General features: G+C 44.2%; 31 protein-coding genes and 1 pseudogene. 8 read left to right on the forward strand and 24 right to left on the reverse strand.

Annotated features, from left to right (window positions below; all coding sequences use genetic code 11):
• Window positions 1-391: 391 nt before the first annotated feature.
• Window positions 392-757 (reverse strand): hypothetical protein, encoded by a 366-nt coding sequence (locus HYR79_06995; protein MBI1821441.1) that lies wholly within the window; start codon window positions 755-757, stop codon window positions 392-394.
• Between the two features lie 484 nt (window positions 758-1241).
• Here HYR79_06995 and HYR79_07000 point away from each other — a divergent pair, with 484 nt between their 5' ends.
• Both HYR79_07000 and HYR79_07005 read left to right on the forward strand, forming a co-directional pair.
• On the forward strand, window positions 1242-1430 hold the full coding sequence (locus tag HYR79_07000) for a hypothetical protein (protein ID MBI1821442.1): 189 nt from the start codon (window positions 1242-1244) through the stop codon (window positions 1428-1430).
• Window positions 1418-1714: a type II toxin-antitoxin system RelE/ParE family toxin gene (locus HYR79_07005; GenBank protein MBI1821443.1), complete on the forward strand. Its 297-nt coding sequence runs from the start codon at window positions 1418-1420 to the stop codon at window positions 1712-1714. Before HYR79_07000 ends, HYR79_07005 begins: the two co-directional genes overlap by 13 nt.
• A 305-nt stretch (window positions 1715-2019) precedes the next feature.
• Here HYR79_07005 and HYR79_07010 read toward each other — a convergent pair whose 3' ends face one another.
• From HYR79_07010 to HYR79_07030, 5 genes and pseudogenes are all read right to left on the reverse strand, one after another.
• Window positions 2020-2376 (reverse strand): type II toxin-antitoxin system VapC family toxin, encoded by a 357-nt coding sequence (locus tag HYR79_07010; GenBank protein MBI1821444.1) that lies wholly within the window; start codon window positions 2374-2376, stop codon window positions 2020-2022.
• Window positions 2377-2379: 3 nt separating this feature from the next.
• On the reverse strand, window positions 2380-2577 hold the full coding sequence (locus HYR79_07015) for a type II toxin-antitoxin system VapB family antitoxin (protein ID MBI1821445.1): 198 nt from the start codon (window positions 2575-2577) through the stop codon (window positions 2380-2382).
• A 305-nt stretch (window positions 2578-2882) separates the two neighbouring features.
• A complete protein-coding gene (locus HYR79_07020; protein MBI1821446.1) occupies window positions 2883-3224 on the reverse strand; it encodes a zf-HC2 domain-containing protein in 342 nt (113 codons plus the stop codon).
• Window positions 3225-3227: 3 nt separating this feature from the next.
• Window positions 3228-3776 (reverse strand): annotated as a pseudogene (locus tag HYR79_07025) (sigma-70 family RNA polymerase sigma factor).
• A gap of 102 nt (window positions 3777-3878) precedes the next feature.
• Window positions 3879-4085: a hypothetical protein gene (locus tag HYR79_07030; protein MBI1821447.1), complete on the reverse strand. Its 207-nt coding sequence runs from the start codon at window positions 4083-4085 to the stop codon at window positions 3879-3881.
• An 85-nt stretch (window positions 4086-4170) separates the two neighbouring features.
• Between HYR79_07030 and HYR79_07035 the strand changes: the two genes are divergently transcribed.
• Window positions 4171-5448 (forward strand): histidine--tRNA ligase, encoded by a 1278-nt coding sequence (locus tag HYR79_07035; GenBank protein ID MBI1821448.1) that lies wholly within the window; start codon window positions 4171-4173, stop codon window positions 5446-5448.
• Here HYR79_07035 and HYR79_07040 read toward each other — a convergent pair.
• The 11 genes from HYR79_07040 to pheA form a co-directional block, all read right to left on the reverse strand.
• Window positions 5441-6484 (reverse strand): NAD-dependent epimerase/dehydratase family protein, encoded by a 1044-nt coding sequence (locus tag HYR79_07040; protein MBI1821449.1) that lies wholly within the window; start codon window positions 6482-6484, stop codon window positions 5441-5443. The two genes, HYR79_07035 and HYR79_07040, sit on opposite strands and share 8 nt — an antisense overlap.
• Window positions 6485-6555: 71 nt before the next feature.
• A complete protein-coding gene (locus HYR79_07045; GenBank protein MBI1821450.1) occupies window positions 6556-6834 on the reverse strand; it encodes an integration host factor subunit beta in 279 nt (92 codons plus the stop codon).
• A 15-nt stretch (window positions 6835-6849) separates the two neighbouring features.
• On the reverse strand, window positions 6850-7740 hold the full coding sequence (gene sppA, locus HYR79_07050) for a signal peptide peptidase SppA (protein ID MBI1821451.1): 891 nt from the start codon (window positions 7738-7740) through the stop codon (window positions 6850-6852).
• Window positions 7741-7748: 8 nt separating this feature from the next.
• A complete protein-coding gene (locus HYR79_07055; GenBank protein MBI1821452.1) occupies window positions 7749-9500 on the reverse strand; it encodes a 30S ribosomal protein S1 in 1752 nt (583 codons plus the stop codon).
• A gap of 18 nt (window positions 9501-9518) precedes the next feature.
• Window positions 9519-10184, reverse strand: coding sequence for a 1-acyl-sn-glycerol-3-phosphate acyltransferase (locus HYR79_07060; protein ID MBI1821453.1), 666 nt, complete (start codon window positions 10182-10184; stop codon window positions 9519-9521).
• A gap of 190 nt (window positions 10185-10374) precedes the next feature.
• The gene (cmk, locus tag HYR79_07065) at window positions 10375-11082 is read right to left on the reverse strand and encodes a (d)CMP kinase (protein ID MBI1821454.1); all 708 of its coding nucleotides are present in this window, start codon (window positions 11080-11082) and stop codon (window positions 10375-10377) included.
• A 9-nt stretch (window positions 11083-11091) separates the two neighbouring features.
• A complete protein-coding gene (gene aroA / locus HYR79_07070) occupies window positions 11092-12384 on the reverse strand; it encodes a 3-phosphoshikimate 1-carboxyvinyltransferase (GenBank protein ID MBI1821455.1) in 1293 nt (430 codons plus the stop codon).
• Between the two features lies 1 nt (window position 12385).
• Complete coding sequence (locus HYR79_07075) at window positions 12386-13246, reverse strand: prephenate dehydrogenase/arogenate dehydrogenase family protein (GenBank protein ID MBI1821456.1); 861 nt, start codon at window positions 13244-13246, stop codon at window positions 12386-12388.
• Between the two features lie 24 nt (window positions 13247-13270).
• Entirely contained in the window at window positions 13271-14287 is a 1017-nt protein-coding gene (gene aroF, locus HYR79_07080) for a 3-deoxy-7-phosphoheptulonate synthase (GenBank protein ID MBI1821457.1), read from the reverse strand.
• A gap of 107 nt (window positions 14288-14394) precedes the next feature.
• Entirely contained in the window at window positions 14395-15477 is a 1083-nt protein-coding gene (locus tag HYR79_07085) for a histidinol-phosphate transaminase (protein MBI1821458.1), read from the reverse strand.
• On the reverse strand, window positions 15473-16540 hold the full coding sequence (gene pheA / locus HYR79_07090) for a prephenate dehydratase (protein MBI1821459.1): 1068 nt from the start codon (window positions 16538-16540) through the stop codon (window positions 15473-15475). Before pheA ends, HYR79_07085 begins: the two co-directional genes overlap by 5 nt.
• A 218-nt stretch (window positions 16541-16758) precedes the next feature.
• Between pheA and HYR79_07095 the strand changes: the two genes are divergently transcribed.
• A complete protein-coding gene (locus HYR79_07095) occupies window positions 16759-17463 on the forward strand; it encodes a hypothetical protein (GenBank protein MBI1821460.1) in 705 nt (234 codons plus the stop codon).
• Between the two features lie 94 nt (window positions 17464-17557).
• On the opposite strand, the gene HYR79_07100 is transcribed toward HYR79_07095, so the two are convergent.
• From HYR79_07100 to HYR79_07120, 5 genes are all read right to left on the reverse strand, one after another.
• Window positions 17558-18328 carry a hypothetical protein gene (locus HYR79_07100; protein MBI1821461.1) on the reverse strand — a complete coding sequence of 257 codons (771 nt, stop codon included), beginning with the start codon at window positions 18326-18328 and terminating at the stop codon, window positions 17558-17560.
• Window positions 18329-19147 carry an FTR1 family iron permease gene (locus tag HYR79_07105; protein ID MBI1821462.1) on the reverse strand — a complete coding sequence of 273 codons (819 nt, stop codon included), beginning with the start codon at window positions 19145-19147 and terminating at the stop codon, window positions 18329-18331. It abuts the gene before it with no gap.
• Between the two features lie 35 nt (window positions 19148-19182).
• Window positions 19183-19503, reverse strand: a complete 321-nt coding sequence (locus tag HYR79_07110; protein MBI1821463.1) for a cupredoxin domain-containing protein — start codon at window positions 19501-19503, stop codon at window positions 19183-19185.
• A gap of 2 nt (window positions 19504-19505) precedes the next feature.
• A complete protein-coding gene (locus HYR79_07115; GenBank protein ID MBI1821464.1) occupies window positions 19506-19976 on the reverse strand; it encodes a transcriptional repressor in 471 nt (156 codons plus the stop codon).
• A gap of 130 nt (window positions 19977-20106) precedes the next feature.
• Window positions 20107-20496, reverse strand: coding sequence for a cytochrome c (locus HYR79_07120; protein ID MBI1821465.1), 390 nt, complete (start codon window positions 20494-20496; stop codon window positions 20107-20109).
• Window positions 20497-20900: 404 nt separating this feature from the next.
• Here HYR79_07120 and HYR79_07125 point away from each other — a divergent pair, with 404 nt between their 5' ends.
• Together HYR79_07125 and HYR79_07130 are read left to right on the forward strand one after the other, a co-directional pair.
• Entirely contained in the window at window positions 20901-22742 is a 1842-nt protein-coding gene (locus tag HYR79_07125) for a HAMP domain-containing protein (protein ID MBI1821466.1), read from the forward strand.
• Between the two features lies 1 nt (window position 22743).
• Complete coding sequence (locus tag HYR79_07130; GenBank protein ID MBI1821467.1) at window positions 22744-23112, forward strand: response regulator; 369 nt, start codon at window positions 22744-22746, stop codon at window positions 23110-23112.
• Here HYR79_07130 and maf read toward each other — a convergent pair.
• Window positions 23060-23677, reverse strand: coding sequence for a septum formation inhibitor Maf (gene maf, locus HYR79_07135; protein ID MBI1821468.1), 618 nt, complete (start codon window positions 23675-23677; stop codon window positions 23060-23062). The two genes, HYR79_07130 and maf, sit on opposite strands and share 53 nt — an antisense overlap.
• Window positions 23678-24733 (reverse strand): hypothetical protein, encoded by a 1056-nt coding sequence (locus tag HYR79_07140; protein ID MBI1821469.1) that lies wholly within the window; start codon window positions 24731-24733, stop codon window positions 23678-23680.
• Window positions 24734-24983: 250 nt separating this feature from the next.
• On the opposite strand from HYR79_07140, the gene HYR79_07145 reads away from it, so the two are divergent.
• Entirely contained in the window at window positions 24984-25361 is a 378-nt protein-coding gene (locus HYR79_07145; protein ID MBI1821470.1) for a TraR/DksA C4-type zinc finger protein, read from the forward strand.
• Window positions 25362-25445: 84 nt separating this feature from the next.
• The gene (locus tag HYR79_07150; protein ID MBI1821471.1) at window positions 25446-25676 is read left to right on the forward strand and encodes a hypothetical protein; all 231 of its coding nucleotides are present in this window, start codon (window positions 25446-25448) and stop codon (window positions 25674-25676) included.
• Window positions 25677-25678 lie beyond the last annotated feature (2 nt).

Genomic DNA, 25678 nt, shown 5'->3' on the forward strand with positions numbered 1-25678 from the left:
ACAATCTGGTATGGAGTGGACCGTGCGGGGCGCCAATGCAATCATCGCCCTCCGGTGCGGCTATCTCTCCAACCAAATAGAGGAGTTCTGGGAACAACGCACAGCCTAGCTGAATTTCCCTACTTCTATGTCGCAGGCCCTCGTTAAATCTCCACATCTGAGCGAGCAGGACAGGAAGAAATAATGATACGAGCGAATTGATTTAAATAAAGCCTGGCATTTCCAGGAACAGTGTCATTTCACAATTATTGATTTCCGGATGATAGCGCAAGAACCGTTTTCAATTATTTTGTCGTTATTTAGTTCCATGCAAATTCCCCTTATTGCATCCATTCCATTCATCATTTATGGACCCCAAAGTTTTCAGCCAAAACCTGACCTGCTTGCCGTTTTAAATAGCCACCTCAAAAGCTATTTTTTCGTAGTCAACGCGCGGCGTTTTCTTATCTTTTGTCTCGGTTATTTCAACAAGCCCAAGTTCGTGAAGATAGGCCAAATCCTCAAGAACATTATTAATATTCCTTTTAACGATTTTCGACAAGGCATATACGGATGCGGGCTTTTTATCCTTAATAATTTTTAACAACTCCAAGCGCTTTTCCGTAAGAACTCTTCGCATTTCTTTCAGGTTGCTGAAATAAATTGCACTCTTTTTTTTGACGACTTCGCCTTTTGACAGTTTCTCAAAAACTTCTCCAGCTTCTTTTAATGCTTCATCAAGCCCCTTTATTTCTATTTTGACTCTTTTAATCTTCATCCCAGTCTCTCCCTCTGATTTTTTTAATATCTCTCTTAAAATCCTTAATTAAATTCGCAATTCTGGTAAAATGATAAGGCTCTTCTTTGTCTCCATAATGCCGTAGGTTTTATCAGCGGAATTTGGAACCTGCCATATTTTGATCTCCACAATCTCATCACCCTTAACTTCTTTAGTGTGAAGTATTCCTTTAGCCTTCATAGTTGGTATGATATACCTACTAAGCCATTAATGCAAATATTAAATAGCTGAAAATGGTAAAAAGATTAGGATAATCTGGAAAAGAGCATCCCGTGTAAACCTTCTGCCAAATTCGAGTGGCAATTGTTGCGACAATGTCGCCACAATTTTTTTGTGAAAAACTGCGTTTGGTTAAATTAAAAATCAGGTCTTTGGGGTCATTATTCAGGTCTTTTTTTGGACAGTAATTTTTCTGGTGTTTTATGGTATAGTAGAAACAGTCGAGGAATTAAAGGAGAATCCGATGAACATTGCAAAATCAAGATTAGAAAGCCTTCTCAAAGACCTTCCTGATGAGGTTGATACCGAAGAAGTGATGTATCGGCTTTACCTTCTTGAAAAAATAGAAGCCGGGGAAGCAGATATAAAAGAAGGAAAAGTCCTTTCTCATAGCGAGGCCATGAATAGGCTATCAAAGAAATGGCAGCAGTAATATGGAGCAATCGATCCCTTTCGGACTTAGAAAGTGTCTATGATTATATTGCCCGAGACTCACCTCTTTATGCTCGGCATCAAGTAGAGAAAATTTATAACTCTGCAGATCGCTTGAGTCAATTTCCTGAATCAGGTCGGCGCCTTCCCGAATTTCCCAATCTCTCTCACAAAGAAATTATCATTGATTCTTATCGTCTTATTTATCGTTTCAATCTCAAAAAAGACGAAGTCAAGGTGATTACGGTTGTCCATGGGAAACGCCTGTTAAAAGCCCCCGCATAAAAACCAAAAAGGTTAAGGAATCGCAGTTATAATCGAGTATCTGAAAATAGCCCAGACTCGTGGACAGGAAGGAGTTTTACTCCCTTCAATGAGACGGAATACTTGGAGTGTCACCCTATTTCCTTATATTTTTGGTATCATTAACTGGTCGTTAGAACAACCGAATGATGACCAACTACATGGTTATCCAGAGAATTATAAGTGCCCTGATTGACTTTCACCGTTTTTAACAACAGATGGAAAAAAGTGAATTTACGCTCTCAAATGTAAGGGCAGGAGGAAGGAAAAAATTCTAAATTTACTTCCTAATATGCTAACCCTATTCTTGAAGAAACTTCATTTAATTTTTTATCGAGTGTCCAGAGAGGAACATTTGTCAATAAAGCTGAAGCAAGCAAATGGATATCAATGTAACCTAAACCTTTTCCCATAAGGCTATAATTCTCAATGAATTGCATAACTTCTTCATGACCCGCCTGGACGGACTTAGGAATTGCCTGAAGGAGTGAAAGAATTTCATTTCTGTTTTTGAGAATTCCACAGGCGAGTTCCCCAACGATAAAGGGATGACAAAGGACCTCACCGTTGTTTAACAACGTTTCAAGCCCGGGAGTTCCGTTTCGCAAGTGTGTTACCCACACCGAAGTATCGATAAGAACCATGGTCTATGTATTTACGGTTCTTCTGCGCGGTATCATTTTCAATTTCTTTTCGGTTCCCCCCAGTTCAGCAAGTCTCTTGCCGCTTTCCCGCGCAATCAATGCTTCCAGACCCAGCCTAACCAAAGAGGTTTTTTCCTTAATCCCGGTCAATTGTGATGCTTTGTCGAGTAGCTTGTTCTCTATGTTCAAAGTCGTTCTCATTTTTTACCCCCCTTAAAGATAACTATGCATATAAGTATATCTAATTGATACATACATATCAACCCCAAGACCAGCGATAGACTTCGCACCCACTTAATTAATCATGTCATTGCGAGCACCGAAGGGTGCGTGGCAATCTTATCGTAAAGTCTTGAGATTGCTTCGCTTCGCTCGCAATGACAACTTTCTATCGCTGTTCTAGGGTACGGCTAATCCCTTGACAGAATAAATTCTCATGTTCTTTTCCCCCCTTTTTTTATCATTTTTTAACAGAAAGTTTCTATCGTTTACCTGGGTTAATTACCTTAAAATTGCCTAATCAACTCTTTTACCCGTCTTTCAAATGAAGAAGAAACGCTGGCTCCTCCGACTCGGATGAGATGTTCTTTGAGCTGTTTTTCAAATTCATATTTTGAAAAACAGCTCCTGCAACTCGCAAAATGTTTTTCCATCTCTTCCTGTTTATCCGGTCTAATCTCCTGATCAAGGTAAGCATAAAGATGCTTGAGAGCCTCTTCACATCTGATGTTTTTTATTTTTTTCATAAGTTTCCCTTCTGATACATTAGCCTGTATTGAAACCTCTGTTTCAGGCGCCCTGGTGCCAGTTGATATGGCCTGGACTCCAGGTTTAACCAAACCTGCCATCAAAGCATGATCCCACAGGATCTTTTGCAACAGGCCCCTCCCTCTTGCCAATCGTGAACGGATGGTTCCTACCGGCAGTTTAAGAATCCCGGCAATCTCTTTGTAGGAAAACCCTTCCATATCTGAAAGCACGACCACGATCCGAAAATTCTCCGGAAGTGAGTCAACGGCCTTTTCAAGATCCTCCCGAAGGATTTTGTTTAAAAATTCTTTTTTAGGATTGCTTCACCAGAGAAGAAATGGCTGGTGGAGTTTTTGGAAAATGGAGAAATTTTCACTCTCTTCGGAATAAGAGTCCGTGAAGGGCTCAGTTTGCGGGCGAGTCGATTTTTTCCTGCAGTCGCTGATAAAGGTGTTACTCAAAATTCGGAATATCCATGACCGGAACCTTTGCGGGTCCTTGAGATCCAATCGGTTCAGCCAGGCTTTCGTTATGGTCTCCGCGACAAGGTCTTCCGCGTCATCCCGGTTTTTTGCCAACCGAAGAGCAACCCCAAAAAGCTCATTTAAAAGGCCAAGGACCTTTTCTTCAAATTGTGAGCGCTTCTCCATATCCAGGCTATTTCCTCATTCTGATGAAAATAACTTTTCACTTACTAAGACGCTTCGGATTAAAAAAAGTTCCCGGAAGTGGTCAGTTTTATTTTTTTCTTCTTAAGGAAGAATAATTTCAGGTGGACCGCCCGGAACTTCGCGAACCGATTGAATGGATGAAAACCAGATAAACATATGCATCTGATCTTCGTTTCTTAATACCAGGTGGTCTTCTTCTACGCTTTCGAGCGTAAAGGTTTGATCTTTCAGAGTAATCAACCTTCCGGTATAGGTTTTTAATTTGTTATTGGCTTCTGAAATTTCCATGACATTGATTTTAATGATTTAAAATAAAATTTACAATGATCTATAAAATACGATATATTTAAAACCCCTATCATAGAAGGCGCAAATGAACATTCAGACAATTAAAGGGTTTAAAGATATTCTTCCGGATGAAATCCCGAAGTGGGACTTTGTCGAACAGCTCCTCCGGAAACTGTTTAAAAGCTACCACTATAAAGAGATCAAGCTCCCGATTCTTGAAGAGACCACCCTGTTTGCCAGAAGCATCGGGACTGGAACCGATATTGTTGAAAAAGAGATGTACACCTTCGACGACCGTGACGGAAAGAAAATCACCCTCCGCCCGGAAGGGACCGCTTCGGCAGTTCGGGCTTATATCGAACATAACCTCCAGGCCACCTTACCGCTCGTTAAATTATTCTATATCGGGCCGATGTTCCGGCATGAACGGCCTCAAAAGGGACGGTTCCGGCAGTTTTATCAGGCCGGGGTCGAGGCGCTCGGACAATCGGGGCCGTTCCAGGATGTGGAAATCATCTCTCTTCTTTCTGAATTTTTTCGGGAACTGGGGTTTAAAACAGATGTTCATCAAATTGTTTCCCTTGAAATCAACTCTGTCGGGTGTCCTCAATGCCGGCCAGGTTATAAGCTGGTTCTCCAGGAATATTTAAAAAAGAAAACGTCGGAGCTTTGCGAAAATTGCCAGCGCCGGACTTTAACCAATCCGATGAGAGTTCTTGACTGTAAGAACGAAGCCTGCCAGAAAGCAATTCATGATGCCCCTGAAATGACAAAATCTCTCTGCCAGGAGTGCGATGACCATTTTAAGGAGGTTAAAAACGGACTTCATATTTTAAAAATCTGCTTTCATCTTAACCCGCGGCTGGTCAGAGGGCTCGATTACTACACGAAAACCGCTTTTGAATGGAAATCGGGGAGCCTTGGAGCCCAAAACACCATTGCGGCCGGAGGGAGATACGACGGCCTGGTCGAGGAGCTGGGTGGCGGAAGTACTCCGGGAATCGGGTTTGCCATCGGACTGGAGAGGACGATCTCCTTAATCGATCCTGGGCTCCTTCCAGCTGAAGAAATCGATCTTTTTATCGCCGCCCTCGGGAAAAAAGCCCAGAACACAGCCCTGCCGATCCTGTCCGGTTTGAGAGAAAAAGGAATGATCGCCGAGATGGATTTTCAAAACGCGAGCTTAAAGAGCCAGATGAAAAAAGCCGATAAGTATAACGCCCGTTATGTGCTGATTATCGGCGAAGATGAACTGAAATCCGGCAGGGCGACGCTCCGCCAGATGAAAACAAAAGAGCAGGAGGAGGTCCCTCTTCAGGCGATCAGAGAGACCCTTCTTGAAAAACTGACCCCCCCTAATTGAGTTGAATCGGACGATATTGCGGGCCGAGCAGATCCGAGGGGGAGGGAGGCGGTAGAGGCTGTCCGGTCAGCCAGGCGTGCGTGATTTTCAGCCCTTCTCTGAGCGTCCGGGATTGATACCCCAGCTCTCTTTTTGCTTTTTCTGACGAATAGGCCCAGCTATGGCCATAGATTTTCGCGAAGCTCCGGGGGTATTCAGGCTGAGTCCCTTTTAACCTGGCTTTTATTTCATCAATAAAACCGAGGCCCCATAGAATAGAGAGGGGGATTTTCCAAACCTTCCTTTTTATTTTAAACGCCACGCTCATTAAGGCGATAAACTGATCCAGCGTCAGGTTTTCTCCTCCCAGGATATATTTTTCCCCAACCTTCCCCTTATCCATCGCTAAAAAATGGCCTGTCACAACATCTTCAATATAAACCCCGTTGCCTTTCTTCGCTCCCGCATTCGGAAGCGCTTTAAGCTTGCCTTCAATAAATTGCTTAATCAAACGGTTTGTTAAAGAACCAGGATAATTGATCGAAGGGCCGTAGATCAGTGAAGGAGATACGGCCACGCCCGGTAAACCGCGGCCCAACATTTCCCCAAATTCTATTTCCGCCTGATATTTTGTCCGTTCGTAATCGTTCACGAAGCGGCCAGACCTTTGGTGTGTTTCATCTGCAGGCGTTTCACCCGACGAACCAAGGGCCATTACCGAGGAGGTATAAACCAGTTTATCTACGTTCAGGTCGAGCGCCGCCTCAAAAACATTGCGGCTGCCTTTGACATTGGCCAGGTCAAATTGGGCAGGGTCGGGATGCCACCGGGCCACCAAAGCGGCAATATGATAAACCCGCTGACACCCTTTCATGGCTTCGATGATGCTGTTTTTATCTTCGAGGTTCCCATAAAAAATATGGATGTTTCTATGTGCCAGGCCGTTTAAGTTGCTGGTTTTCCGAACCAGGGTATGCACCCGTCCGCCGGCATTCGCCAGCCTCCTGACCACCTGTTTCCCGAGATAACCGCTGGCACCGGTCACAAACGTTGGCAATTCATCCTCCTGATCCGTTAATAAGAACCCATCTGCTTCGTTCTCGATACCCGCTTCATAACGGTCAGATTTCAGCTATCGACGAGTTCCTTGAGCTCTTTGCCTGCCTTGAAAAAAGGGACATTTTTCGCGCTCACCGAAACCAGTTCACCTGTTTTCGGATTTCTCCCCTCCCTGTTTTTTCGTTTTCTCAGGCGGAAACTTCCAAATCCCCGGATTTCGATCTTGTCTCCTTTGGCCAGAGAACTTTTGATACTATCAAATATCGCGTTGATGATAATTTCAGTCTGCCGTTTTGTTAACCCATTTAGCTGTTCCGAGACTTTTTCAATGAGTTGCGCTTTGGTCATAATTTACTCCGCCTTTTATTCCAACGTCCATAAATAGTTTAAACCCGGGGTCTGCGTTTTACCCAGCCCAAATAACCTGGTATTTCCAAAGAATTCGCTTTTTAACAGGTCGGACAATGAAAACTTTTTCTTTGTTTCGATAATCCTGGGTTCCCCGTGGATTCCGGCCATTTTCCCGGCAACATGAATGGCATCTTCCAAATCTCCCAGTTCATCCACTAACTTGTTTTCCATCGCCTGCCTTCCGGTGAAGACCCTGCCGTCCGCCAGGGCAACCACCTCTTCATTTTTTAATCCCCTCCCCTTGACCACGGCTTCAATGAACTGGGCATGAACGTCATCCATCACGCTCTGAAGGTAATCTTTTTCCGATTTGGTCATCGTCCTGAAAGGAGACCCGACATCTTTTCTTTCTCCGCTTTTAATGACAATGCTTTCAAGCCCGACTTTTTTGAGAAGGCCTTCCACATTCATCAGTTCCATGATCACGCCGATGCTCCCGGTAAGGGTTCCCGGATTGGCAACAATCTTGTCAGCGGCGCTGGCAATGTAATATCCGCCCGATGCCGCCACCGTTCCCATGGAAACGATAATTTTTTTCCCCGTTTCCTGTTTTATCTTTTTTATTTCTTCATAGATCTCCTGGGAAGGGACGACCGCGCCTCCGGGACTATTGATCCGAAGAAGAATTGCTTTTACAGACGGGTTATCTTTATACCGCTTTAACTCTTCCAGAGTATCGGCTGCGTCTAAAATAACCCCTTCGATTCTGACGATGGCAATCCGGTCTCCCAAACCCGGGCCTCCGCCTTCACTCAAACGGGAAAGCCAATAGATTCCCGTAAAAAACAGCCCCCCCAGAATCAAAAACAGGATCAGGCCCTTTAAAATCGGCCGGTCGTTCATGACTCTTCCTATTCTTTCTCATTCATTTTTTTATTGAGTTCGCTTCCCAGGGTCCTTTTTTCCTCACTTTGGCCGCTCATATAGCTCCGGTAGTCGGCATTTTCACTATCTCGCCTTTGTTCTTTAAGGCTTAATCCGATCTTGCGTTCGCCGGTGTCAATTTTTACGACCTTGGCAGTGATTTCACTGCCGGCTTTGTAAGTATCCTCTATTTTTTGACCGGTAGGCAATCCCAGTTCGCTGATATGAATCAGGCCCTCAACATCTTCAGCCAATTCCACAAAAACGCCGAATTCTGAAATTTTAGAAATTTTTGCCGTCACCTGAGCCCCTAATTTAAACTTTTCGGGAATTTCTTTTTCCCAGGGATCCTGAGTCAGCTGTTTAAAACCAAGAGAAAGCCGTTCCTTCTCTCTGTCAATCTTTAAAACAACGGCGTCAATTTTTTGCCCTTTCTTAAAGATTTCCGAGGGGTGCTTGATATGTTTTGTCCAGGACAAATCTGAAATATGAATCAACCCATCAATCCCGTCGCTAATACCGACAAAAACACCGAAATCTGTAATACTTCTGACCTTGCCTTCAACTTTTGTTCCAGTAGGAAACTTCTTTTCAATAACCTCCCAGGGATTATGATCCACCTGTTTCATCCCTAGTGAAATTTTTCGCCCTTTTTTGTCGAGACTTAAGACCACGGCGTCGATCATGTCGCCGACCGCAACGAGCTTGGAAGGATGTCTGACCTCGTGGGACCAGGTCATTTCGGAAATATGCACCAGGCCCTCAATCCCTGGCTGGAGTTCAACAAAAGCGCCGTAATCCGTTAAACTTGCGATTTTCCCGCGAATGCGGGTTCCGACTGCGTATTTGGATTCGATATCCGCCCATGGATCGGGCGTTCTTTGTTTATAACCGAGGGAAACTCTGCCCGTTTCCCGGTCATATTTTAAAATCACGACTTCGATCTTGTCTCCCACCATAAAAAGCTCGGAAGGATGGTTGACCCGTCCCCATGACATATCGGTAATATGGAGAAGACCGTCAATTCCACCGAGGTCAATAAAGGCTCCATATTCTGTAATGTTTTTAACAATTCCCGGAACGATTTGCCCTTCGGTTAAGTTCGAAAGGGTCGATTGGCGCTTTTTGTCCCTCGTTTCTTCCAGGAGAACCCGGCGGGAAACCACGATATTCCCTCTTTTTTGGTTCATTTTTATAATTTTCATTGGAAAAGTTTTTCCGATCAGCTGATCAAGATCCCGCACCGGACGAAGATCAATTTGCGAACCGGGAAGAAATGCCTTGATCCCGATATCCACAATCATTCCCCCTTTAATTCTGGAAAGAATTTTCCCCTCAATAATTTCTCCGTTATCGGAAACTTTTTCCAGATCTTTCCAAACTTTCATTTTATCGGCTTTTTCTTTTGACAGGAGAATATTTCCTTCGGAATCTTCCCGCTGTTCAAGATAAACCAGAATGGGATCGCCGACTTTAAGCTTTTCTAAATCTTCTTTGGTAAACTCAGAGCGTGGAATAGACCCTTCGGATTTATATCCAATATCGACTAACACGCCTTCCCGTTCAATGGAAAGAATGGTTCCTTCTACAATGCTCCCTTCTTCCAGGTTTTTAAACGATTCGGCGTAAAGAGCCTCCATTTCCAAAGCCTGAGCGTCCATGACGCCTTCTTCTTCATCTTCATCATCATGAATTCTTCTTGATATTTTATTTTGAGTGAGTACTTGTTCTTTTGACATTAAAATCCCTGCCTCCCTTTATTTTAAAGATATTCTTTTTAAATCTGCCACCGTTTGCAAAATCTCATCCTGTTTTTTGGTCTTAAGCTCATGGATCCTCTCCATAATCCTCAAACTAATCCTCTGGTAAAGCTCCTTCCCTTCCCATTGCCTTGACAAATCACTAAAATCAATCGGTTCACCATAGGTCACACTGACCGGATGAATTTTAATTCTTCTTGAATGTACCGGTAATACTTTTTCGCTTCCCGAAATATAGGTGGGAATCACCTTTGCGCCTGAAAGAGAAACCAGCATTCCGATTCCCATTTTTGCTTCTTTCAAATGGCCGTCGGTCGACCGCGTTCCTTCGGGAAAAATGACCACCAAATTCCCTTTTTTTTCCACCTGATCAATAATTTTTTTAAATGAATCCCGGTTTACACCCCTTCGGTTTATGGGAATGCCTCCAAGATAGGTCCAAATCCCGCGTGAAAGAAATTTTTTAAAAATTTCGGCTTTAGCCACATATCTCAGACGCCTCCAGATTCCACACCCGATCAACAAAATATCGGCGTAGCTGGCGTGATTCGAAGCCAGAATGGCCCCCCCTTTTTTGGGGATATTTTGACGTCCTTCAACCTTTAAATTAAAAAACAACTTAAAAATGATAAACGAAAATAGATGAAGAACGGCGTAAAGCATAGTCTAATTGGATACTGGTCGTCAAGAACCCGTTTGACGCCCCAGGAACAGAGATAGGATTTGCAACTCCTTGTTTTTCCTGTCATCGCGAGCGCCCGCAGGGTGCGTGGCGATCTCGGTTCACGATGGCGAGATTGCTTCGCTTCGCTCGCAATGACAACTTTCTATCGCTGTTCTTGGGTTGACGGATTCAGCGGGTAAACGTTTTCGTCCTCCTGTCTCCTTTATTCTTAAAAAGTTCCACCTCAAACCGCATTTTTTCAACCACCTTTTCCAGTGTCACCCGGCTCGTATCAATCAAGATAGCGTCATCTGCTTTTAGCAACGGGGCGATTTTTCTCTCGCTATCCTGCTTATCTCTCCGGATCATTTCTTGAATCGTTTGCTCCAGATTCACCTGGAACCCCTTTTGGGTTAACTCCTCGTACCGTCTTCTTCCCCTTACTTCGGTTGACGCATCCATAAAAAACTTGACCGGAGCATTCGGAAGGATTTCAGTTCCGATGTCTCTTCCCAACAAAATGACACCCGCTTCTTTTCCAATGTCCCTCTGAAGAGTGATCAAGTTTTCTCTCACCGCTCTATATTTCGAAATAACCGAAGAGACATTGCTGAGTTGCGGCGTTTTTAACTCACCCGTGATATCACGCTGGTCTACCCAAATCGTGAAAAGAGGGCCTTTCTTTTTAAGGCTGACCAGGTTATTTCGGCAAAGCCGGCTCACCTCTGTTTCATTTTCCGGATCAATCTTTTCTTTAACCACTTTCCAGGCCACCGCCCGGTAAAGAAGGCCCGTATCAAGACAACTGTATCCAAGTTCTTTGGCCAGGAGGCGTGCCACGGTGGTCTTCCCGGAAGCTGAAGGGCCGTCAATGGCTATCGTCACTTCATTTGCCATCTCTTTTCCTCAAGAACCTGACACTTTTTTTAACAGGGATTCAAAACCGGGAAAGGAGGTGCTTACGCAATCGGCCGGGTCAATGGTGCTCTCTCCCTCTGAAGCCAGCGCCGCAATGGCCATCGACATCGCCACCCGATGGTCCCCTTCGCTGGAAAAAGCCGATCCTTTAAATTTATTTCCCCCTTTGATCCGCAAACCGTCTGGCAGTTCCTCCACCTCAACACCCAGTTTCTTTATCTCCCGGGACATCACGCCAATTCGGTCGCTTTCCTTAACGCGAAGCTCCTTTGCGCCGGTCACCCTGGTTTCACCCTCCGCGAATGCGGCCGCTATAAAAAAAATCGGCAGTTCATCAATCATAGAAGGAATATCTTCCTCCCGGATTTCGATTCCTTTTAACCTTTCGGGCGCCTGGACAAAAAGATCGCCCGCCGGCTCCCCTCCAAAAACTGTTTGATTTTCAATCGATATCTTCCCGCCCATTTTTTTCAAGGCGTCAAGCAGTCCGATACGGGTCGAATTAATTCCCACGTTGCGAATGATCAGGGAACTTTTTGGAATAATGGTTGCCGCGACAATAAAAAAAGCCGCGGATGAAAAATCCCCCGGAACGTTTATTTCAATCCCCCGTAATTCGGATTTTAAAATCGATGCCTTTCGGGGAGAAAACTCAATTTTAGCGCCAAACGATTGAAGCATCCTTTCAGTATGGTCCCGGGATAAAAACGGCTCCTCGATTCGGGTCGCCCCCTCAGCCGAAAGCCCCGCCAGCAGGATAGCCGATTTAATCTGGGCGCTGGCCACCGGTAAACGGTACTCAATGCCTTTCAGGTTTTTCTTCCCGGAAATCGCGATTGGCGCGAATCGATTATTTTGTCTGCCCCGGATTTCGGCTCCCATGCGGGCTAACGGTTCAATCACACGCGCCATGGGCCTTTTTCTGAGGGAATCGTCGCCGTCCAGGACTGAAAAAAAGGGGAGGCCGGATAAAAGCCCGGTAAAGAGCCTCAGGCTGGTTCCTGAATTCCCCATGTTTAAGACTTTTTCAGGTTCTTTTAAGCTGTCAAACCCTTCTCCTTGAACGGTCAGGACCTTTTCTTGAATTTTCGTTTTCACGCCCATTTCCTCGATCGCCCGCAAGGTGCAAATACAGTCTTCCGAAGGGAGGTACCCTTTTATCACTGTACGCCCCCTGGCAAACCCTCCAAACAAAATAGCCCGGTGGGTAATCGATTTATCCCCCGGAACGAAAATCTCTCCCTTTATCGGAGGACTTTTTTTAACCGTAAAGGCAGACACTTTAGTTTAACTTCTCCAGAATTTTCTTTGATTTTTCAAACTCTTTAAGCAAACCCGCACCGTCCTGATCTTCAATATATTTTTTTAACCGGCCAAGCGTCTCTTCATATTTTTTGAGGTGTCCGAGGATGGCCTCACGGTTTGAAAGACAGATATCTTTCCACATCTCCGGAGAACTGGCCCCAATCCGGGTGAAATCCCGGAATCCTCCTCCTGAATATGAAACGAGGGACTCTTTCTTTTCAGCCATCCCCAAAACCGTATTGACCAGGGCATAGGCCGCCAGATGGGGCAGATGGCTCACCATTCCCAAAATATCATCATGCTCAAAAGGATCCAGGCAGGAAACCACCGCACCCACCTTTTCCCACAATTTCCTGACTTTGGCCAGCGATGCGGGATCTGTCCGCGGCGTCGGCGTTAAAATGCACCTGGCCCCTTTAAACAGGTCTGGAAGGGCCGCGTCTACCCCGGACTTTTCCCGTCCGGCGATTGGATGAGCCGGCACAAACTTTCCGTTTTTGAAGAGAGGCCCCAACTCTTCCACGACTTTTCCTTTGACGCTCCCGACATCCGTCATAATGGCCTCTTTTGACAGATAAGGAAGAATTTTTTTAACAGTGGCGCCATAGCTCCCGACAGGAATGGCCAGAACGACCAGATCCGCTCCTTCGACGACCTTTTCAATTTTCAAGTCATACTGATCGATCACCCCAAGGGTGACCGCTTTTTTCAGGTTCCCTTCACTCCTGCCAAAACCTGAAATGGATCCCACCAACCCTTTTTTTTTGCAGTCAATGGCAAGCGATCCGCCGATCAGTCCCACTCCAATCAGGGCCAGTTTGTTAAAATAAAGCTTCATGCAAAGCCTGTTTCTCACTCTACACTAAATTGTTCTGCCCACCGCAGGGGCCAATTTTCTTAGCTCATCCATCATTTGTTTAAAACGGGGGGGCTTCAAAGATTCTTCTCCATCGGATAGCGCTTTTTCAGGATCCAAATGGACCTCGATCATTAACCCGTCAGCGCCGGCCGCAATGGCCGCCTTCGCCATGGGGATCACCAATTCCCATCTTCCCGTCCCATGAGAAGGATCGACAATAATGGGAAGATGGCTGAGCTGTTTAATCACGGGAACAGCCGATAAATCAAGGGTGTTTCGGGTCGAAGGTTCAAACGTTCGAATACCCCTTTCACACAAAATAACCTGATGGTTTCCACGGGACATAATATATTCAGCGGCCATTAAAAACTCTTTAATGGTGGCCGAAAGGCCCCGCTTGAGGAGAACCGGCTTACGGTAATTGCCGACCTCCTGCAAAAGCCTGAAATTCTGCATGTTTCGGGTCCCGATCTGAAGAATGTCCGAATGTTTTGCAACCAGTTCCACCTCTTTGGTGTCCATGACTTCAGTCACAATTAAAAGGCCCGTCTTCATTTTTGTTTCAGAAAGGTAGTTCAACCCTTGCTCTCCTAATCCCTGAAAAGTGTAGGGTGAGGTGCGGGGCTTAAAAGCTCCCCCTCTCAGAATATGGGCGCCCGCTTCTTTAACCGCCTCGGCGACCTGCAATAAAATTTCAGCGCTTTCCACGGCACAGGGACCGGCCATCACCTCAATCTTCTTATCGCCGATTTTTACTCCGTTCTCAAACTCAATCACAGTATTCTCTTTCTTAAACTCCCTGCTGACTAATTTATAGGGGGATAATATCGGCATCACTTTTTCAACTCCCGGGAAAATAGACAAAGGGAGGCTTTCCAACACCCGATCATCTCCAATAGCCCCGATGATGGTCCGTTCCTTCCCCTTTGAAACATGGGCGGTTAATCCGAGCGCGCTCAGCCTTTCGGAAATATGATCGATCTCACTTTGCGTAGCGTTTGGTTTTAATACAATAATCATTGATCTTTATCCCCTTATTTTATTCAGGGGCCTTCGAGAAAATCATTCTCAATGCCCCCGAACCCCGCGTTCCGCACTGGCAAAGCCAGTTGCTTCACTTAATTCCTTCAAGTTTGTAATCGCAAAAATTGTTTGAGTTTGAGTGTAAATTTTTTATTTTCATCCGGCTTCCCAATGGTGACTCTCATTTGTTTTCCCTTGATATGCCGGATAATAATCCCTTCCTTAAGCATCCAATCAAAAAGTTCCGGACCTTTTTCAACCTCAAAAAAGATAAAGTTCGTTTCCGTTGGCACATATTTAATACGCATTTCATCAAAACATGGGTAAAGATAATTTTTCCCATCAATATTATTTTGCCGGCTGGCTCTCAGGTGGAATTCATCCCCAAGCGCCGCAAGCGCCGCCTTTTGCGAAAGCAAGTTTGTATTAAACGGCTGCCTGACTTTGTTGAGCGTTTCTATCATCTTTTCAGAACCAATCCCATAGCCGATTCTCAAACCGGCCAGGCCGTAAAGCTTCGAAAAGGTCCTTAAAATGACGATATTTTCATGCCGGTTAATTTCTCCGATTAAATTAGAATAGGTCGCATCCGTAACATATTCTTCATACGCATGGTCAAAGACCAGAACGATGTCCGACGAAACCTGGTTGATAAACTCCATGATTTCATGCCTGGGGAGAAGGGTCCCCGTCGGGTTATTCGGATTACAAATAAATATCATCCGGGTTCGGTCGGTGATCTTTGCCGCCATCGTTCCTAAATCATGCCGATCCGCCTTTAAAGGAACGGTCACGACTTTGGCATGAGCCACTTCGGTCATCATCGAGTAAAGCGAAAAAGTTAAATCCGCCATGATCACCTCATCGCCCGGAAGCAAAAATGCCCGCGTGAGCAATTCAATCAGTTCATTGGAACCGTTTCCCAGGGCAACTTGTGAGGGGAAAACCTTTAACCGCTCTGCCAATGCCAGGACCAGATCATAGCCATTTCCATCCGGATACCGAAAAATACTCTTCTTAAACTGACTGATCGCCTTCAAAGCCATGGGAGAGGGACCCAGGGGGTTTTCGTTAGAGGCAAGTTTAATAATCCGGTTCAGCCCCATTTCCCTCTTTAGCTCTTCAATCGGCTTGCCCGCTTTATAAGGGATGATTTTTTGAATGTTTTCGGGAATTTTCAACTTAATTTCCCACCGGATAAGACCCGAGAATCTTAAAAAAAACGCATTTCTCCTGAAGCGTCTCCATGGCGTTTTTCACTTTTTCATCTTCTTCGTGGCCTTCAAGGTCAAGATAAAAAAAATATTCCCATGGTTTTTTCTTGGAGGGGCGGGATTCTATTTTTGTAAGATTGATCTTTTTTTCCGCAAAAGGCTGTAAAATTTCGTACAGCGCGCCGGTCCGGTCTTTAATGGAGAAAAGTATCGACGTCTTGTCTTTGCCGGTTTGGGAAACTGGTTTTTTCGAAATAATTAAAAAACGGGTGGTATTATGAGCATTATCCTCGATTCGTCTCGCCAGAATTTTCAAGCCGTAAAGTTTGGCCGCCAGTTCGCTCGCGATGGCCCCCGCAGTCGGGTCGGTTAAACAAATTTCCGCCGCTCTGGCCGTACTTTCCACTTCAATGATTTGAACATGGGAAAGATGTTTTTCTATCCATCGCTGGCTCTGCATAATCGGTTGAGGATGGGAATAGACCTTTTTCAGTGAATCAATCTGAGAGGTTTCTGAAATCAGGTTGTTGTGGATTTCAAGGAAAATCTCCCCGGTAATTTTCAGGCTGGAATCGACAAACATATCGAGGGTGTGGGTCACGGTTCCATCGGTTGAATTTTCCACCGGAACCACCCCGTATTCCGCCCGCCCCTGCTCAACTTCGATAAAAACATCTTTAATATGGCCGACGGGAACGAGTTGCGCAGAAGCGCCGTATTTTTGCAAACAGGCTAGATGAGAAAAGGTCGCTTTAGGACCAAGGTAGGCAACTTTTAACTGCCCTTCCAATGAAAGGGACGCGGAGATTATTTCCCGAAACAGGGCGCTAATCATTTCATTTGAAAAAGGACCTTTATTTTTTTGTTCAAGCCGTTGGAGAATTTCTCGTTCACGGAGGGGAGAATGGAGGTCGATCTTCTCCTTTTGCTTGATTTTTCCAACTTCTAAAACGACTTTTGCTCTTTGACTTAAGAACTCAAGCAACCGGTCGTCAATTTCGTCGATCTTTTTTCTTAATGCGGATAAGTTCCCCATGAGATGGAAGAACCTCTTTTTCTTTAGATTTAACCTTACGATTAGATGATCGCGGGGGTTATGAAGTGTCATAATATATGATAATTCAAAGACTTTTGCAATCCTTTTATTTTTTTATGTTTGATTATGAATCTTTATTTATGTTAAAAACGGTACAGCTTGTTTTAAACTTTAATCAATCATACCGATTTTCGGTTCTTCTGTTAAGGGAATTTTCTATGAATAAAAAAATGATGTTGATTTTATTTGCCGCTATCGGGTTCTTCGTTTTTTCCGCCGAAAGTCACGCGGCTCCGATTGGGAATCCAACCGCCCAAACGCCCTCCCAAAAGCTCTCCATCGGTCCGCTTATCGATATTTACTCGCAGGATTTTAAGGCAAACGGCTACCGAATAACCGGAAAAGGGAATCGATTGTTCTTGAATTTTAATTACGGTGTTGATCGGAACGTCAATTTTTTTGGGAATGCCGGATTTTCAAAAGAAGACCTTGAATTCGGAGGCAACACCTATTCCGGAAACTATGGGATGGGGGTTCAATTCGGAGCCAGAGCGACCCTCGGAGAACTTCGCCCGGAGCATATCAAATTTGGGGGCGGGGCAAAACTGTTGCTCGCCCGAAGTTCGGTCGATTTCTCGCCGACCCTTAAAAGTGACGTCGATTGGACGGAATTCGGCTTATTTGGAGGAATGAGTTTTGAATCCCAATCCGATATGACGCCTTACCTGGGCCTTCAGATCGCCAAAACCGCAAGCAACATTAAAGACCCGCCGGCAGGCATCCAGTCCAATTTCGACGAAGATGGATTGATCGGTTTATTCGGGGGGCTCGATTTGAAAATTCAAAAAGATATTTCGATTGGAATGGAATTGAGAATTTTAAATGAAATTTCGGCTGCCCTGAATTGCAACTTTTCCTTTTAGCAAAGCAACCGGCTTCGCCGGTGCAAAGCGCGGGGCTTGGGGGCATTTGAGGATTTTGCGCAGCAAAACCGGAGAGGCCCCCAAATAATGACAGCTACAACAGGAAGGAATAGAGTAAAATGTTTTTTATAATCATCCGGTCGCTTTCATCTGTGAGTCCAAACCCTATCCCTGTTTCCCATCTCCATCCTGAGCCAGAATGCCATTCAATCGTTGGAAAAATATAGTGGGCATGGGAAGGGGTGTTTTTCAGTTCTCCTAAATCTCCGAAGAACTCGACTCCGGGGACAAAATAATGAAAATTTCTCCAATAAATCCCGGCGGCATATTCAAAACCAATCCCTTCTGAAATTTGAGGACCACTCATTTTTTTCGTAAAAATAGGATTCAATCGAACCGTCCAGCGGTGAACCGCTTTTTCCAAAATTAACCGGGCTTCTATTTCTTCTGAAGGGTTATATTTTTCCCGCGGAAGCGAATATTCAATATAAATTGAAGTATTCCAGAATTTCTCGTCCTCTAAGAAAAGATGATACCGGGCGAAAACGGCTTTTGCCTGAACGTATTGAAAAGGCTCTCCTTTGGGTTGTTCAAAATCTGCATACCCTTCGACTGTAAAACGATCCGTTACGCCGTATTCCAATTCAAGAGAATATTCCATAAGGTCGGTTTTACTTAAAGGATCCCCTTGAAAAGTGTAGGGTTGTGAATTCGAAGTCGTATAGTTATGCCATAAGGCAACCTCTACCTCTCCTTCAAATGCTGTTTGAGCGGGATAAACTTTGAATTCCCTGGCTGCGTGGGTAGTTGAGGGGGAGAAAAGAAAATAAATCCCGACGAAGAGTATGAATAAGAGTTTTGGCATTTAGCGATACCTCGGATTCTGCCGGCGAAGCCATAAGAAAATTGAAAAAAAGTAAATAAGATAAGAAAGAACCTCCATCAAGGAAGGTTTGGCCCGATACCCCAGGAAACCCGAAATAATATGCCCAAAAAGGGTTCTTTCATCCAACAGCCAGCTTGAATTCCACAGATGGCTCAGAATTGGGGAAATAATTCCCGCGGACTCTAGCTTCCCGATGGCGGCAACCAACATCCCGGCCGACATGAAAAGAAGAATGAAACCGGTGACCTTAAAAAAACTCTTCAAATCAAGGTGTCCAAATCCTCTAAAAAAAAGCCAGGCCATCAGAATTGCCAGAACGATGCCCGCGGTCCCGCTAAATAAGGCCAGGGAAATTGAAACAGACTCCCGGTTTTGAAGGAGAATCCCCCAAAGAAAAAGGACCGTCTCAATTCCTTCTCTAAACACGCCGGTAAACGCAAGAAAAGAGAGCGACCATAGCTTATTTCGTTCAAGAGCCGTGTCGACTTTCTGCTGAATTTTTCCTTTTAAATTTCTAGCGTGATCAGACATCCAGACAACCATATAAGTCAGGATGATAACGGCCAACAGCAAAATAACCGCGCTAAAAATCTCTTCGCCCGCGCCCTCAAACAAAAAACTCACTTTGTTGGAAAGATAGGCAAATAAGAGGCTCGCGAGAATTCCAGAGAAAACACCGGCATAAATATAAATAAAATTTTTATTCTGGCCGATTTTTTTTAAATAAACCATGAGGATTCCAACCAAAAGGGCGGCTTCGATCGATTCCCTCCAACTGATGATAAACGTTCCAAGCATTTCAGTGATTCCTTTTCGTTCTTCGTTAAAGGATTCTATTCGACAATGATTTTTCCCTTTAAATCTTTGGGACCGAAATCGCTAAAAAATTCATAAACTCCCGGTTTTAAGCCTTTTAAGGGAATATCGATCGTTTTCCCCGGCCATACTATTTTTTCTTTATTTAAATCGAGGCTTTCAAATTCGACGGGGACAGAATCCTCATTGGTCACCTGGAAAACAACCGGGGTATCCGATTTAATATGAATTTCATCCGGATTAAACTTTTGACCTTTTATGGTTGACCGGATGATATTTTCACCGTGGCTGATCGATGTCCAGAACAGGAAAAAAGCAAGAAAAGCCAGTACCCGCATTCTTACTTTTTCCCTTTCTTTCTTTCTGCTCGGAGTTGAGGCGCTTTTTCCTGACAATCCTGGCAATAACCATAGAGTTCCAATTTGTGGCTGTTGATTTGAAACGAATGTTCCCTCGCCACCTGTTCCTGAAGAAATTCGATGTCCATATTTTCGAACTCGATAATTTTTCCGCATCGGGTGCAAACCAGGTGGTCGTGATGATTGTGATTATAGACAACCTCATACCGGGTCTGTCCGTCGCCAAATTCTCGCCCCTGAACCAAACCCGACTGGCACAAGAGATGAAGCGTCCGATAAATGGTAGCGAGCCCTATGGCCGCGTTTTTTTTAACACTTGCTTCATAAAGTTCTTCGGCGGAAACATGACGGGGCATATCTAGAAACGTATCCAGAATGATTTGACGCTGGCGGGTTAATTTAAGCTGGTGACCCTGAATATGTTTTTTAAATACTTCTGCTTCGTTTTCCATGGGAAAATTTCTAATTGATATTGATAACTATTCTCAATAGTAACAGATTCCCTGCCGGGACACAAGCACAATTTTTCCTTTTTAGTCATGATTCGGCTAACGAGGGGAATCAAGAAGACATGGAACATCGTTAATAGAGGTGTGCTTCCCTCTGAAGCCACCGGACATAGCCGATGATCTGCCGGACCTCTTCTTCCTTGGCGTTCGGAACAGGAGGCATGTCTCCAAATGGCCAATGATGGGCCCTGACCCCGTTCCTGGCGGCCAAAACAAAGCTTTCATCTCCATGATGGTTGGGTTCATAAATCGGCGATAAAAAGGCGGGTCCTTTGTCGGTGCCGGAGGCCTTGTCTCCGTGACATCCGGCGCAATGGTTCTGATATAAAGTTTCACCCTGAATCAATTCCGCCGGGGCAGCGGTTTGAACTTTTAAAACAATTTCCTGCCTGGATTCATTTTGAGTGCATGAAAAAAGTATTCCACCCAGACCGATGATCATGAGACAAATTGCGTTGAGCATCTGAATGTCCTCCTGTTTTGGTTAATCGTCGATTAATGGCGGGTTGATAAACCCAACAGACCTGCTATACTTTTTTAAGGACAGCCTCGCAGGGTTTGTCTTTTTATAAAAAACCCTTTTTTTATTGGACTTTTAATAAAGGTTTCACTCATGCAATTAAGACCCTTTAAAGATTTTTTGTTACGTTCAGATTTAAAAGAAATAATATCATTTAACCCGGAAAACAGGGAATTATTTTTTTTCGCCGAATTCGGAAAATACTAAGGGAATGACCCTGAAGCCGGACTAAAAGAGATTCAGATTTGTTCCGGCAGTCAATTTGATCCGGAAGTCGTGCTGGCCTTTACCCGGGTCTGCCAATCAGGCAAAATTTAAAACTCCGCCGAAAGAATAAAGGGTCCCTCTTGGTCCGATTTGGCCTTCAAGCAAAAGTGGTCTTCATTACGGTCCTGACCGGAGTTTTAGTCGGAGGCCTCCTCGTTTCCTTTGAAATTTACGAGAATATGCTTAAAACCGTTGAAATCGCCAAAGACCGGCTTCAGCGCGACGGAGTCATCCTTCAACAACAGATCACGGAACATGGAGAAAAGGCGTTAGAGCTGTCGAAAAATATTGCGATCTTGCTCCGCGTTTCGGAACCCCTTAATCAAGCAACGATCCAGGGAATCATTTCTTCCTTTCAAAAGAAAAACCCCGGGTTCCGAATCAGTGTCACATCGCCCGAAGGTATTTTTTCAGCCGATTTGATTCATAAGGGGAAGAGCGCGGATATCGAAGAGCTTTCGAGTGTTTTCTCGGCGCTCAAAGGCGAAGCGGCTGTTTCTATCGAGAAAACATCCTCTGAAGAATTATCAATAGCCGCGTCCGCTCCCATGATTCTTAAAACCAGCGGGCTTTGGATTGTTCATGCTGAATGGCCCCTCTCACAGGCTTTTTCTTTCCAACTCAGGAAATTAATCGACAAGGACGTTTTCATAAGTTTTTTTCCGCTGACAAAAGGAAAATCGATTTCAAATCTCATTCAGGAGAAAATAATCATCTCCCCCCTTGAGGCCATCTTACCTTATAAAAAATCGACGCTCCAAAACCCTTTTTTCAGTAAAGCTGAAAAAGAAACGCCTTCTTTTCTTACTTACTACATCCCGCTCATCAATTCACTCGGAATGACCCTGGGAGCCATTCAATTCCAGCTTGAGAAATCGGTCATTTTTTCAAACAAAGGGTTCTTTCAATATGGCGCCTTTATTTTATTATTTCCTTTATCGATCGGAACCCTTGTTTTTGTGCTGGTCAAATACATGATTACGAAGCCGGTCATTCACCTTTCCAAAGTCGCCAGGACAATCGCAGAAGGAAACTTCAACGCCCCAATCCCTCTCCAGACATCCAAAGACGAAATTGGAGAGCTCTCCTCCGCCCTCAGTGAAATGAGGCGAAAAATAGAAAGAAAAACAACCGAATTAACCTCTTTAAACGATACCCTGTTCACTCAAAAAGGGGATTTAATCACACTCAATGAAGAACTTCATCGTAAAAACGACTATATCGAGTCTCTGGTCAATACGGTAAGCCATGAATTAAGAACCCCGATGGCCAGCATTATGGGTTTTTCCGAGCTTCTGCTGAATCGAAAACTGCCGGATGACAAACAAAAGAAATATCTTGAGACCATTTTCCTGGAATCCAAACGTCTTGCGTCAATCCTGACGGAGTTCCTCGACATCCAAAAAATGGAGTCTTCTGACCCTGGACTCGTTCAGGAAGTTCTGTTTTTACCGGAAATCATTGACAGGGTTTTGGAAAGGTTCTCAACCGCCATTTATTCTAAACATCAATTTGTAAAAATACTTCCTCCCTTTGTTCCACCTGTCAAAGGGGATAAAAAAAGACTTTTCCAGTGCTTTATGAACCTCCTTTCCAACGCAGTTAAATATTCCCCTCAAGGAGGAGAAGTCAAAATTGAGATCACAACCAAAGAAAAAGAAGTCATTGCAGCCGTTCAAGACCAGGGATTGGGCATTCCCAAAGAAATGCTCGGAAAACTTTTTACTAAATTTTTCAGGGTGGACAGTTCCGACCATCGAGATATCGGAGGAACAGGTTTAGGACTGGCGCTATGCAAAGACATTATTGAACTTCATGGCGGCCAAATCCGGGTCGAGAGCACAGAGGGAAAAGGGTCAAGATTTATCGTTTCCCTTCCTTTTCAAAAAACCGCCGTCACGGAAAATCAAGGAAAAAATTAAAATGAAAAAAATTTTGATTGCAGATGATGAAAGTTCATTAAGAATGCTGGTCAATGCGACTTTAGAAGGAGAAAAGTTTCAAATCCTTCAAGCTAAAAACGGGCACGAAGCCGTTTTGACGGCACAATTGGAAAAACCAGATTTAATTATCATGGATTGGATGATGGCCGGTCTATCGGGCATAGAGGCTCTGGAAATTCTGAGAAAAACCGCCAGCACAACGGCCACGCCCATCATTATCTTAACGGCGAAAAACCAGTCTGCGGATAAGGAGAAAGCCTTTGGACTGGGAGCCAATTATTTTTTGGCAAAGCCCTTTAGTCCGCTTGAACTTTTAAACCTGGTCGATCGTATTCTGAGGGAAAATTAAAACCGGCTTTTTCCAAAAGCCTCCGAAGGCGGTTGAGAGGCAATCCTATGACATTCGTAACATCCCCTTCAATTTTTTCCACAAAGGACGCTCCGGATCCCTGTATTCCATAGCTTCCGGCTTTATCGTAAGGCTCCGGCGTTTTCACGTAATTCTCAATCTCGGAAGGTAAAAGCTTTTTAAACCAAACCGCCGTCCTTTCAGCTTCGACCTGTATAAACCCGGAGCCGGACCTCATGACAGCAACTCCGGTTAAAACCTCATGTCTCCGCCCGGAAAGCGATTCTAACATTCCCCTCGCTTCTTCCTTTGAACCAGGCTTCCCCAACCTTTTGGAGCCTAAAACCACAATGGTGTCCGCGCCGATGACAAACGATGTTTTTCTTTTGTTTGCAATGTGTTCCGCCTTTAATGCGGCCAGACGCTTCACAAAGGCTTCATGCGGTTCCCCCGGGATCTCCGTTTCAGGAATATTCGAAAAAATCGTTTCAAAATCCAATCCAAATTGAGATAAAAGCTCCTTTCGCCTCGGTGACCCTGAGGCAAGAATCAAATGATGACTCATTTATCCCCCTTTATGAAGATCTAAATAAAAAAGGAAAAACCACCCTAAAAGGAGAATAAACCATCCCCCAATTAAAATAAATTCCAGCGTGGTTCTGAAAGAAATAGAAAAGTTTTCCGAAGCCATGACATAGACATCCTCAAGAGTATCCAATTTCTCATTGATGTTTTTACCCCAATCTTCAAGATGAAATTTTTTCGAAATTAACTGATAAAGCCGGGCGGAATACCAATCCCCGATCAACTTAATATTCTGTTCGATGGAGGCTGACTCCAAAATAGATTCCGTCCGGATTTGAATAATCTCTTTCAACAGTCTTTTCAATAATTTAGATCCGAAAAAAATTCTTTTGTTTTTCCCATTTAAGAACGAGGCGGTGAGCTTCAGCCGGTTGTCGAGTTCATCGTCGAGAATACGCGATTTCAGGAGCTGATAATTCGCGATTTCAAACAGTTCGATATTCGGTTCAAAATCCTCCTTTGGGTCAATTAAAAAAGCGCCGTCCCAGTCGACAATCGACAGGTCGTCGATGCCGTATTTGATATGGGTTTCAAGCGTTTTTTTAATTTCCTCCTCATCAAGCGGCATTCTTTCATTTTTCAAAAGGCTGGCGATGGTCCCCCCATGCTCGGACATAAAGGTTTCCCGGTCTCCTGAATTTTTTGAAATACAATAGACGCTATATTCCTCATCAAAATCAGACTGGCATTTAAATTCTTCCAGCACCTTCCGACAGTCGGACAACAAGGTTCGCTTGATCTCAAACAAAACAGGAGAAAGAAAATTATCAACAAAAATAGAGGCTTCTACAATAATAATATTAGGAAGGTAGGCTTTCAAGAGAAATTGCGCTTCACGTTGATCCACTTTGGCCGCCCATACCCTGAGGATTTTCTGTTTCGGGACCACTTCAGGGTAATTTGGGGCTCTGCGAATCGATTTACTTTCGATGCTGTCTTTTGATTCGAGATCCAAATGGGTTTTCCCAACGATAAAAGTCACAATTTTGCCTGAAAAAGGAGCCTCAATCTCTTGTTTTACATTTGTCATTTTCATCTTTAAATCATAGACCACCCCCTTATTCCCTGTCAATCTTGGGGCGGTTTATAAAATCCTATTTAATTTGACTATTGATTTAAACTCTGTTATAGTCCTTCAAATTCTTGTTGATTTTTAAAATAAAGTTTATCTGATTTTTTTAATGTTTTCAGATAGTTTAAACGAAGATTTCTTTTTATATTAAGTTAAGCTTTTGTTTCATTTGAAAGCTCAATTGAAGCAAATGATATAATGATCGAGGCTGACAATGGCACAGAAACCGAAAAAAGAAAATAAATACGAAGAAATAAAAAAGGAACTTGAAAAACAAAAAAGCGCTTTACTTGCCGAGGCAGGTGTCATTATCGGAGGCGGTCTAAATCCCGGGAGCGAGAATTACTCTGATTTAGGAGACCAGGCGACAGCTGTCGCCGACCAAAACTTTCTTCTCCGGATAAAGGAAAGGGAGCAGAAACTTCTCAAAAAAATTGACGAAGCGCTCGAACGAATCGCGTCCGGCACTTTCGGGGTGTGTGAAAGCTGCGGCGAACAAATTTCAACAAAACGATTACTGGCAAGACCCGTTACCACCCTTTGCATTGATTGCAAAACCCGCCAGGAACAAGAAGAAAAAATAAGAAAATAACGCCTCGAACCTTAACGCTCCCTTCTTTCTAAAATAAAAAAGCACCGCCTAAATAACTCCTGATCAGGCGGAAGGAGAAGGGCCATGTCCGGAGGAAAAGGTTTTTTCGGCTGCCTGTCAGCGTTAGCCGGCATGATTGGCATTTTTGTGGCAATTACCATCAGCTTCACTTTTTATCTGATCCCGGTGGCGTTCATCCTATTTATTGTTTCGTTAATCATGATTTCTCTGGCTTTAGGGCCATCGTCCCCGGCTGATTCAACCAAAAATAGATCAAAAACCGAGATTGAAAACAGGTCGAAAGAAGATAAGTAAAC

Source organism: Nitrospirota bacterium, from assembly GCA_016178585.1.
Lineage (GTDB): Bacteria > Nitrospirota > Nitrospiria > JACQBW01 > JACQBW01 > JACOTA01.